The organism is Brevundimonas sp. UBA7534, assembly GCF_002479325.1.
In the GTDB taxonomy this organism is placed as follows: Bacteria; Pseudomonadota; Alphaproteobacteria; order Caulobacterales; family Caulobacteraceae; genus Brevundimonas.
Map to the genome: position 1 here is coordinate 18,625 of NZ_DLMO01000036.1, position 9,887 is coordinate 28,511.

General features: G+C 69.6%; 11 protein-coding genes and 1 tRNA gene. 8 read left to right on the forward strand and 4 right to left on the reverse strand.

Features of this window, described 5'->3' with window-relative positions; translation table 11 throughout:
• The first annotated feature begins 169 nt into the window (after positions 1 to 169).
• From B2U11_RS02750 to B2U11_RS02780, 7 genes are all read left to right on the forward strand, one after another.
• The gene (locus B2U11_RS02750; protein ID WP_292069799.1) at positions 170 to 826 is read left to right on the forward strand and encodes a flagellar basal body-associated FliL family protein; all 657 of its coding nucleotides are present in this window, start codon (positions 170 to 172) and stop codon (positions 824 to 826) included.
• 2 nt (positions 827 to 828) lie between these two features.
• A complete protein-coding gene (fliM, locus tag B2U11_RS02755) occupies positions 829 to 1,890 on the forward strand; it encodes a flagellar motor switch protein FliM (RefSeq protein WP_414632927.1) in 1,062 nt (353 codons plus the stop codon).
• Positions 1,890 to 2,453, forward strand: coding sequence for a DUF6468 domain-containing protein (locus B2U11_RS02760; protein WP_292069801.1), 564 nt, complete (start codon positions 1,890 to 1,892; stop codon positions 2,451 to 2,453). The genes fliM and B2U11_RS02760 overlap by 1 nt, the downstream gene beginning before the upstream one ends.
• 17 nt (positions 2,454 to 2,470) lie before the next feature.
• Positions 2,471 to 3,349: a MotE family protein gene (locus tag B2U11_RS02765; RefSeq protein ID WP_292069802.1), complete on the forward strand. Its 879-nt coding sequence runs from the start codon at positions 2,471 to 2,473 to the stop codon at positions 3,347 to 3,349.
• Positions 3,350 to 3,444: 95 nt separating this feature from the next.
• Positions 3,445 to 3,684, forward strand: a complete 240-nt coding sequence (locus B2U11_RS02770; RefSeq protein WP_249751169.1) for a DUF3297 family protein — start codon at positions 3,445 to 3,447, stop codon at positions 3,682 to 3,684.
• A 63-nt stretch (positions 3,685 to 3,747) separates the two neighbouring features.
• Entirely contained in the window at positions 3,748 to 5,193 is a 1,446-nt protein-coding gene (locus tag B2U11_RS02775) for a M28 family peptidase (RefSeq protein WP_292069806.1), read from the forward strand.
• A 46-nt stretch (positions 5,194 to 5,239) separates the two neighbouring features.
• Positions 5,240 to 5,326, forward strand: a tRNA-Leu gene (locus tag B2U11_RS02780).
• A gap of 11 nt (positions 5,327 to 5,337) precedes the next feature.
• On the opposite strand, the gene fdxA is transcribed toward B2U11_RS02780, so the two are convergent.
• A complete protein-coding gene (gene fdxA, locus B2U11_RS02785; protein WP_250202255.1) occupies positions 5,338 to 5,679 on the reverse strand; it encodes a ferredoxin FdxA in 342 nt (113 codons plus the stop codon).
• Between the two features lie 176 nt (positions 5,680 to 5,855).
• Here fdxA and B2U11_RS02790 point away from each other — a divergent pair, with 176 nt between their 5' ends.
• Positions 5,856 to 6,482: a YceI family protein gene (locus B2U11_RS02790; protein ID WP_292069813.1), complete on the forward strand. Its 627-nt coding sequence runs from the start codon at positions 5,856 to 5,858 to the stop codon at positions 6,480 to 6,482.
• Here B2U11_RS02790 and B2U11_RS02795 read toward each other — a convergent pair.
• The 3 genes from B2U11_RS02795 to fixJ all read right to left on the reverse strand — a co-directional run.
• Positions 6,472 to 6,747: an RNA-binding S4 domain-containing protein gene (locus tag B2U11_RS02795; protein ID WP_292069815.1), complete on the reverse strand. Its 276-nt coding sequence runs from the start codon at positions 6,745 to 6,747 to the stop codon at positions 6,472 to 6,474. The genes B2U11_RS02790 and B2U11_RS02795 overlap by 11 nt on opposite strands.
• Positions 6,744 to 9,230: a helicase-related protein gene (locus B2U11_RS02800; protein ID WP_292069816.1), complete on the reverse strand. Its 2,487-nt coding sequence runs from the start codon at positions 9,228 to 9,230 to the stop codon at positions 6,744 to 6,746. The genes B2U11_RS02795 and B2U11_RS02800 overlap by 4 nt, the downstream gene beginning before the upstream one ends.
• 34 nt (positions 9,231 to 9,264) lie before the next feature.
• A partial coding sequence (gene fixJ, locus B2U11_RS02805; protein WP_349680700.1) for a response regulator FixJ occupies positions 9,265 to 9,887 on the reverse strand: 623 nt, incomplete at its 5' end.

A 9,887-nucleotide genomic window follows, 5' to 3' on the forward strand; every position in this document is an offset into this window, starting at 1 on the left:
TTCGGCCCGGTGGCTCGCAACGGCCATGCCAACAGGGTTAATCCAGGCGCGACGGGGCTTTGGAGCACAGGGAGGGTCTCGGCGCCCGGCAAATCCTGCCGATCGTAAACGCGGTGTTAACCAAACCCGGTCGATCCTCCCCTGGGATCATCCGGGGCGAATCGACCGCATGTTGAAGCTGGGCAAGAAGAAGGGCGACGCGAATGCGGACGCCGCGCCGCCCGCCCCGACCGAAGGCGAGGGCGGCGAGGGCGAAGCCGCGCCCAAGAAAAAGAAGCTGCCGCTGCTGTTCATCATCGCGCCTGTCGCCCTGCTGGTGCTGGGAGGCGGGGGCGCGGCCGCCTTCTTCATGCTGAAGCCCAAGCCGGCCGCCGCCGAGGCGGAAGGCGGCCACGGCGAGGCGAAGGCCGAGAAGGGCGGCGGTCACGGCGAGGAGAAGAAGGGCGGCGGCGGTCACGGCGGAGGCGGCGAGGGTGGCGAGGCCGATCCCGCCCTGGGCAAGATCGCGGCCGGACCGGACGGGGTGACCTTCTTCACCTTGCCGGACATGGTGATGAACATTCAGTCGGCGGACGGCCGCCCGACCTTCCTGAAGCTGAAGCTGACGCTGGAGACGCACGACGCGTCGGTCGCCACGCATCTGCAGGAGGAAATGCCGCGCCTGCAGGACATGTTCACCGGCTTCGTGCGCGAGCTGCGTCCCGAAGACCTCAGCGGATCCGCCGGCACCTATCAGCTGCGCGCCGAAATCCTGCGCCGGGTCAACCTGATCGCCGCGCCGGGCAAGGTCGACGCCGTGCTGATCGAAGAAATGCTGGTGCAATAGGCATGGCCGACGCAGCCGAACTCGATCCGCTGGGCGGCGCAGGCTTCGAGCCGCTGGGCGACATGAGCGACGCCCTGTCCGAGCGGGTGCTGAACCAGGACGAGATCGACAGCCTGCTGGGATTCGACCTGGGCGGCGACGACGGGTCGGAACGGTCGGGCATACGATCGATCATCAACTCCGCCCTGGTCAGCTACGAACGGCTGCCGATGCTGGAGATCGTGTTCGACCGCCTGGTGCGGCTGATGACGACCAGCCTGCGCAACTTCACCTCCGACAACGTCGAGGTGTCGCTGGACAACATCTCCTCGATCCGGTTCGGGGACTATCTGAACTCCATCCCCCTGCCGGCGATCCTGGCGGTGTTCCGGGCCGAGGAGCTGGACAACTACGGCCTGCTGACGGTCGATTCCAATCTGATCTATTCGATCGTCGACGTGCTGCTGGGCGGACGGCGCGGCACGGCGGCGCTGCGGATCGAGGGCCGGCCCTACACCACCATCGAGCGCGTGCTGGTGCAGCGGATGATCGAGGTGGTGTTGAATGACGCCCGCCAGGCGTTCGAGCCGCTGACGCCCGTTCATTTCAACCTAGACCGGCTGGAGACCAACCCGCGCTTCGCCGCCATCGCACGCCCGGCCAATGCGGCCATCCTGATCAAGCTGCGCATCGACATGGAGGATCGCGGCGGACGCATCGAACTGCTGCTGCCCTATGCGACGCTGGAGCCCATCCGCAAGATGCTGCTGCAGCAGTTCATGGGCGAGAAATTCGGTCGCGACAACATCTGGGAAAGCCACCTGGCGACCGAACTCTGGACCACCGACACCGAGGTGCGGGTGGTGCTGGACGAACAGCAGGCGCCGTTGTCCAGCGTGCTGAACCTGAAGGTCGGCGACACCCTGATGCTGAACGCGGCGCCGGATTCGGACGTGTCGATCCGTGCGGGGTCGGTCCCCCTGACGACCGGGCGGATCGGCCGGAAGGGCCAGCATGTGGCCGTGCGCGTCGAAGGCCCCATCACCAACGACGCCGCGGCGCGTCTGACCCGGAGGAGCGCCTGATGGCCGGCATGATCATGGACGCGGTGCTGATGCTGCTGCTGGTGGCGGCGGTCGGCTACGGCGTGAAGCTGGAACGCAAGCTGACGGCGCTGCGCGCTGGGCAGCTGGCGTTCGCCCAGGCGGTGACGGACCTGAACGCCGCGGCCGGTCGCGCCGAGGCGGCGCTGGCGACGCTCAGGGCTTCGGGCCAGGAGACCGATCTGCTGCACGACCGGATCATCAAGGCGCGCGAGGTCAAGCAGCAGCTGGAGGCGTTGATCGCGCGCGGGCCCGCTCCGGTCGCCCGCAGGACCGAGGACGAGGCGCCCGCGCCGGTCGCCGCGACGTCGTCTCCGATCGTCGTCACAGAAGAGGACGACCGCGCGCGCCGGATGGCCGCCCTGGCCGAACGCATTCAGGGCTTGGCCGGACCGTCGGGCGGGCGACGCGCCGCCGCGCCGGGGCGCGACAACGTCGCCTCGATCGTCCAGGCGCTGAGCGCCGGCCGGTCCGCTAACCAAACCGCCAAACAAAACCTCAACGCCGCGCGTCGTAATCTCGACGACGACCTGTTCGCCGCCTGAGACCGAAAGACCGCCCGATGGCCCGCATTCCCCGCCTGCTGCCCCTGATCGCCGTCGCCATCGGCGGGGTGGTCGCCGTGCGCGCGGTCGGCGTGGCGCCGGGCCTGTTCGAGGGCGCGCGCGCCTGGGCCGAGGAGGCCGCGCCATCGTCCGCCGCCGCGCCGGCCAAGCCTGCCGCCGCCTGCGCCCTGACGCCCGATCAACTGGCCCAGCAGGCCGGCATCTCCCCGGCCGAACTGCGCATCATCCAGTCCCTGTCGCAGCGACGCACACAGCTGGACGCCCGCGACCAGGACTTCGCCACCATGCTGCCGCTGATGACGGCCGCCGAGCAGAAACTCGACGCCAAGGTCCAGGCTCTGGAGGCGCTGAAGGCTGAGATGCGGCAGATGCTGGGCCAGGTCGACGAGCGCGAGAAGGCCGAGATCGACCGCCTGGTCCAGGTCTACTCCGCCATGCGGCCCAAGGACGCCGCGCCGGTCATGGCCGCGCTGGAGGATCGGGTGCGCCTGCCGGTCGCCGCCGCCATGCGCCCGCGCACCCTGGCGGCCGTCATGGCGCAGATGCAGCCGGCCCAGGCCAAGGAGCTGACCGAGAAGCTGGCCGCCCGCTTCCAGGCCCAGCAGATGGCTGCTCGCGCCCTTGCCGCCGAAAGCGCAGAGCCCCCGGCGGCGGAGGCGCCCAAGCCGCAAACGCAGACGCCCGCCGCCGCTGCTCCGGCCGCCCCGGCGGCGGCGACCCCGCGCCCCGCAGCGACGCGCCCGGCCGCGCGACGGCCCGCGACGCGACAACCGGCCGCCGCTCCCGCCGCCCGCCCAGCCGCAACCCCGGCCGCCAGCGGGCCGCAGCCCTATCAGGCCGGCGCTGACGCCCAGCCGCGCCAGACGGTGCAGTAGAAGCGCCGCACGGGCGCGGTTCCGGCGATACAGGTCGGTTGGCGCCGCGACGCCGGGGCGCTATCACCCCGCCTTTCCAGATCGCCGAGCCTCTCATGTCCGACACCCCGCCCGACCGCCTGTCCGTCGACCCGTCCAGCCCGCACCATGACGCCGACGCTCTGCAGCGGGGCGTGGGGGTTCGCTTCAAGGGCGAGGAAAAGACCAATGTCGAGGAATACTGCGTGTCCGAGGGCTGGGTGCGGTTGGCGCTGGGAAATCGCGTGGACCGCAAGGGCAAGGCGCTGACGGTCAAGCTGCAGGGGCCGGTCGAGCCCTATTTCCAGAACGGCTGAGCCTTTCGGCGCAGCGGATGACGCTCTAGGGTCCGCGCTCTTTCGTTTCGTCCGGAGCCGCCGATGTCTCTTCGCCTGTTGTCCGTGAGCGCAGCAGCGCTCTTCCTCGCCGCGACCGGCTCGCCCGCGGCGGCGCAGGACGCCGCTGTCGAGGCCCAGGCCGTCGTCATCCGCGACCAGGCGATGCGCTCCAACATCGCCCTGGACTATGTTACCCAGGTGACGACCCGCTTCGGAGCCCGCCCGGCGGGCTCCCGCGCCGAGCAGCAGGCCGCCGCCTGGGCCGCCGACTACATGCGCGCCCACGGGTTCCAGAACGTGCGGATCGAGGAATTCCCGCTCATCGGCTGGGAGCGGGGGCAGAGCAGCGGCGAGGTTCTGGGAGAGCATGCCCAGGCCTTGGTCCTGGCCGCGCTGGGTCATTCGCCGGCCACGCCGCGCGGGGGCGTGGAGGGCGAGGTGGTGCGCTTCACCTCGCTGGAGGAACTGCAGGCCGCGCCGGAGGGATTGTTGGCGGGCAAGATCGCCTATGTCGATTTCGGCCAGATGCGGCCGATGCAGGACGGCTCCGGCTATGGTCCGCAGACGCGGGTGCGCGGCGCCGGGCCGGGCGTGGCGGCGACCAAGGGCGCGACCGCCTTCATCCTTCGCTCGGTCGGGTCCGACGAGAACCGCCTGCCGCACACCGGCACCACCCAATATGTCGACGGAAAGCCGACCATTCCGTCCTTCGCCCTGTCGGCGCCCGACGCCGATCAGGTCAGCCGGCTGGTCGCGATGGGAGAGCCGGTGCGGCTGCGTCTGACCTCGACCGCGCGCACCTACGAGACCCGCAGCCAGAACGTGATCGGCGATCTGCCCGGCGCCGAAAGACCCGACGAGGTGATCGTGCTGGGCTCGCACATGGACAGCTGGGACCTGGGAACCGGCGCCATCGACGACGCGGCGGGCGGAGGCATCACCCTGGCGGCGGCCCGAGCCATCGCCGACAGCGGTCGGCGTCCGGCCCGCACCATTCGCGTGGTGCTGTACGGTTCGGAGGAAGTCGCCCAGCCGACGCGCGAGACAGGCAACGGCGGCGGCGTTTACGCCCGCAATCAGGGTGCGGCGCTGGACAAGCACATCATCGCCGGCGAGAGCGATTTCGGCGCGGACCGCGTCTACGCCCTGCGTCTGCCGGCCGGCGTGCAAGGATCGGACTTCCAGAAAGCCGCGAACCGGGTCCTCTATCCCATCGGCGTCCTGGCCTCGCGTCAGGCGGAAACCGAAGGCGGCGTCGATATCGGGCCTATGGGGCCGCTGGGCGTGCCCTTCTTCGGCCTGGCCCAGGACGGAACGCGCTATTTCGACCTGCACCACACCGCCAACGACACCTTGGACAAGATCGACCCGGCGCAGCTGAACCAGAACGTCGCGGCCTGGGCCGCCTTGGTGTGGTTGATCGCCGATTCCGACGTCGACTTCCGCGCCATGCGCCCCGCCGACGCATCGCCCGTCGCCGGCCATTGACGCCTATCCCCGTCCGGCGCGGCTGGCTATACAGTCGCGCCGGATCGCGGGCGTGGCGAAACTGGTAGACGCAACGGACTTAAAATCCGTCGGGCGCAAGCCCTTGCCGGTTCGACCCCGGCCGCCCGCACCAATCCGATGAAATCAGGAGCCCTTGCCCGGCTTGGGGCTGAAGTATTTTTCGTACTTGCCGGTCTCGCGCTCGTACTGCTCGCGGTCGGCGGGGGGCGTGCCCTTCACGGTGATGTTGGGCCAGGTCTTGGCGTATTCGGCGTTGATCTGAAGCCACTTGCCGTCGGGCTCGTCCTCGGTGTCGGGGACGATGGCGTCGACCGGGCATTCGGGTTCGCACACGCCGCAGTCGATGCATTCGTCGGGCGCGATGACCAGGAAGTTCTCGCCCTCGTAGAAGCAGTCGACCGGACACACCTCGACGCAGTCCATGAACTTACATTTCACGCAGGCGTCGGTGACGATGTAGGTCATGGGGGCGGTCGAAAGGTCGAGGTTGCTGGCGGGAGGCCTGCGACATGGCGGCCATGCAACCAACTGTCAACACCAGGGTATAAGGCGAGACACGTTCGCAGACCGGCTTGACAACCGCGAGGCTTATTCGCAACTGTAGTGATTGCATTTCAATCGTCCAGGAACAAGGCACATCCATGCGCGCTCCCCTTATGAAATACGCCGTCGCCGGCGCCCTGGCCCTCAGCATCGGCGCTGGCGGCGCGGTGGTCGCCCAGGCCGCTTTGACCCAGAACCCGGCCGAGGTTCGCGCCGGCGCCTATGAGCTGGATTCCGGCCACGGCAAGATCACCTGGTCGGTCAACCACCTGGGCTTTTCGAAGTACGTCGGCCAGTTCGTCAATGTGAAGGCCGAACTGACGCTGGATCCGGCCGATCCTGCGGCCAGCAGCCTGACGGCGACCATCCCGCTGACCGACGTGGCGCCGAACGACGACGCGCTGAAGCGTCACCTGCAGACCGCCGACTTCTTCGACACCGCCAACCATCCGACCGCCACCTTCGTGTCGCGCTCGGTGACGGTGGACTCCGACGACCCCAATGAGGCCACGGTGGTCGGCGACCTGACCCTACGCGGCGTCACCAAGCCGGTCACGATCGAGGTGGAGTTCAACCAGGCCGGCACGGCCATGGGCGCCTACAAGGCCGGCTTCGACGGAGAAGCGACCATCAAGCGCTCGGACTTCGGCATCAACTATGCGCTGCCGGCGGTGTCGGACGAGGTCGAACTGCATATTGAAGGCGAGTTCGTCATCAAGTCGTGACGAGCGAATAGAGGGCGCGGGCCTCCTCGGCGGGCCCGCGCCGTTCGCCCAGCGCCTCGACGCGCAGGGTCGTGATCTGCCCGTTGCGGGCGAAGGTCAGGAGATCGCCGGGACGGACGGACCGGCTGGGCTTGTCGAGCCGGACCTGGACGCCGTTGTGCGTCAGCCGGACCGCGCCCCTCTCGACAAAGGCCGCCGCCATTCCGCGCGTCTTCAGAAAACGCGCCCGCCACAGCCAGACGTCGATGCGGCAGGTCTCGCTCAAGCGCGCGCCTTGCGGCGCGGGCGTCGGGGCTTTCGCGGCGCGGCGGGGGCTTCGGTCAGGACCGCCAGGGCGGCGAAGGGGGAGTGCGGGGTTGGACCAGGCCGGCCGGGTTTGTCAGGCATCTGGGCGCGCACCGTCTTCAGCGCGGCGATGACCTGCCGGGCCTGATCGGCGCTCCAGCCCAGGTCCACCAGGGCGGCGTCCGACAGTCGGCCGGGTCCGGCGGCGCGCAACTCGGCCATCTTCTCCAGCGTCTCCACCGTGGCCAACCAGCGGCCGGCCTGTCGCAGGCCATGAGCGGAAAGCCGACGCGGGGAGGGGAGTTGCGTCGGCGTCGCGATCAGGTCGGGTGTGGCGGCGATCAGCGGGGGCGCAAGAAAGGCCTGGGCGAAATGGCGTGCGCGAGGCTTCATCAGGCCTGGCAGCCAGACGGAATGGACGCCGATCCGAATGGCGAAGCTGCGCAGGGTGCGGCGCTCGGCCTGGCTGAGGGCCGCCAGATCGCGTTCCACGTCGCGCCGGTCGATCAGCCCGCCCGCCTCGATCAGGCGGAAGGCGATTCCGCGCGGCAGGCCCTTTAATGCACCGCTCTCAACCGCCTGCCGCAGGCGTCTCAAGTCCCGAAGCGCGCGTCCGGCCTCGGCCGCCAGCCAGGCCTCGATGCGCCGTCGGGCGCGCTCGCGGGCGGGTGTCGGACCAAGGTCGCCCAACAGGCGCACCGACGGGGAAAAGGGATCCGCGCCTTCGACCGTCGACTGAACCTGGGCGGTCAGGACCCCGCTCCACAGGACGGCGCCGTCGGCCAGGACGGTGAAGGCGTCATCGTTGTCGGCGGCCAGGCGGCCCAGACGGCGGCTGACCTCGGGCGTGACCACGCGCACCGCGGCCTGGCGCAGGGTGCGGTCTTCCAGGGCCGACCCGCCCTTCTCCATCTGGAACCGAACGCCTTCCAGCCGACCCACCACCTGGCCTTCGACCGTCACCTCGCCGTCGTCGGCGACGCCGGCGAACGTGTCGTCGCGCACGTTCAGCGCCCGCATCAGCGCGGTGGTGCGCCGGTCCACGAACCGCGCCGTCAGCCGGTCGTGCAGGACATCCGACAGCCGGTCCTCCAGCGCGCGCGTGCGGTCGCGCCAGCCTTGCGCATCCTGGACCCAGTCGGGCCGATTGGCGATGTAGGACAGGGTGCGGACGGCCGACAGCCGCGCCGACAACTGGTCGATCTGGCCGTCGTCGCGGTCGACCTCGGCGAAGCGCGGCGCCATCCAGTCGTCGGTCAATCGGCCCCGCTTTCCTGTCAGGGCGGTGAAGACATCCTTGGCCAGCCGGGCGTGCTCGTCCAGCGTGGTCTTCTGAAAATCGGGCAGCTGGCACGCCTCCCACAGTCGCATCACCGCCCCGCGCGAACGGCCGATGCGGGCGATCTCCTCGTCCTTGATCAGTCGGCGCAACAGGGTCTCGTCCAGAGCCTCGGCCGTCAGGCTCAGACCCGAACGCTGGGGCGTGACCGTCAGCGACCGCAAGAGGTCGGGCAGGGTGTCGAAGTCCAGCCGGGCGTTTCTCCATTCCGCCGCCTCGACCGAATCGAACCGGTGCTCGACCACCTGTTCGACCAGGTCCGGGTCCAGGTCCTCGGCCTCGGCCGTGACGCCGAAGGCGCCGTCGCGCAGGTGGCGACCGGCGCGGCCGGCGATCTGGCCGATCTCGTGGGCGTGCAGCCATCGGGTGCGGCGGCCGTCGAACTTCCTGAGGCCGGCGAAGGCGACATGGTCCACGTCCATGTTCAGCCCCATGCCGATGGCGTCGGTGGCGACCAGGAAGTCCACTTCGCCGGACTGATACAGGGCCACCTGGGCGTTGCGGGTGCGGGGCGACAGGCTGCCCATGACCACGGCCGCCCCGCCGCGCTGGCGTCGGATCAGTTCGGCGATGGCGTAGACCCGCTCGGTCGAGAAGGCGACGATGGCGCTGCGTCGAGGCAGGCGCGTCAGCTTCTTGGAACCGGCGTAGGACAGGGTGGACAGCCGGTCGCGGGTGACGATCTCCACGTCGGGGACCAGGCGACGGATCAGCGGCTCCATCGTCCCGGCGCCCAGGAACATGGTCTCGAACCGACCGCGCGCGTGAAGCAGCCGCTGGGTGAAGACGTGGCCCCGCTCGGGGTCGGCGGCCAGCTGGATTTCGTCGACCGCCAAGAACTCCACGGACCGCTCCATCGGCATTGCTTCGACGGTGCAGACGAAATAATGCGGCCGGGGCGGGACGATCTTTTCCTCGCCGGTGATCAGGGCGACCGCGGCGGCGCCCCTCTGGCGGACGATCCGTTCGTAGATCTCGCGCGCCAGCAGGCGCAGCGGCAGGCCGATCATGCCCGAGGCGTGACCCAGCATCCGCTCGACCGCCAGGTGGGTCTTGCCGGTGTTGGTGGGGCCCAGAACCGCGGTGACGCGGGATGGAGCCAGGCCTGCGGCGCGGTCGCTCATGGTGCGGACAAGGTGGCGACGATTGCGCCCGGGCTCAAGCGTCGCTGACGCGCAATCCCATGCGGACCAGAGCCGACAGACTGTCGGCCTGCATCTTCTGCATCACCTTGGCGCGGAAGATTTCCACAGTGCGCGGGCTGATCTGCAGGTCCAGCGCGATCTCCTTGTTGGCGCGGCCCTGAATCAGGGCGTCGAACACCTGCCGCTCGCGCGGGGTCAGGGTCGCCAGGCGGCGAGCCGCGGCGTCGCGCGCCTCGATCTCGGGCGTCAGGCTCGCCAGCGCGCTGATGCAACCGCGCACCGAGTCCAGGATACGCGTGGGTTCGAAGGGCTTCTCGATGAAGTCAACGACGCCGGCCTTCATCATCTGCACCGCCAGGGGCACGTCGGCGTGTCCCGTCATGACGACCACCGGCCAACGATCGCCGCGAATGTCCCGCAGCCGCCGCACCAGTTCCACGCCGTCGAGATGCGGCATCCGCACATCCGTCAGCACGCAGGCCGTCTTGTCTTCGGGCAGGTGGTCGAGGAAATCCTGGCCGTTGGCGAAGGCCCGGGCGCGAAGGCCCGCCCCGCGTAGAAAGGTCAGCAGCGCATCGCGCATGGCCGGGTCGTCGTCGATGATGAAGACGGAATGGGGCGTCATGCGGCCGCGGC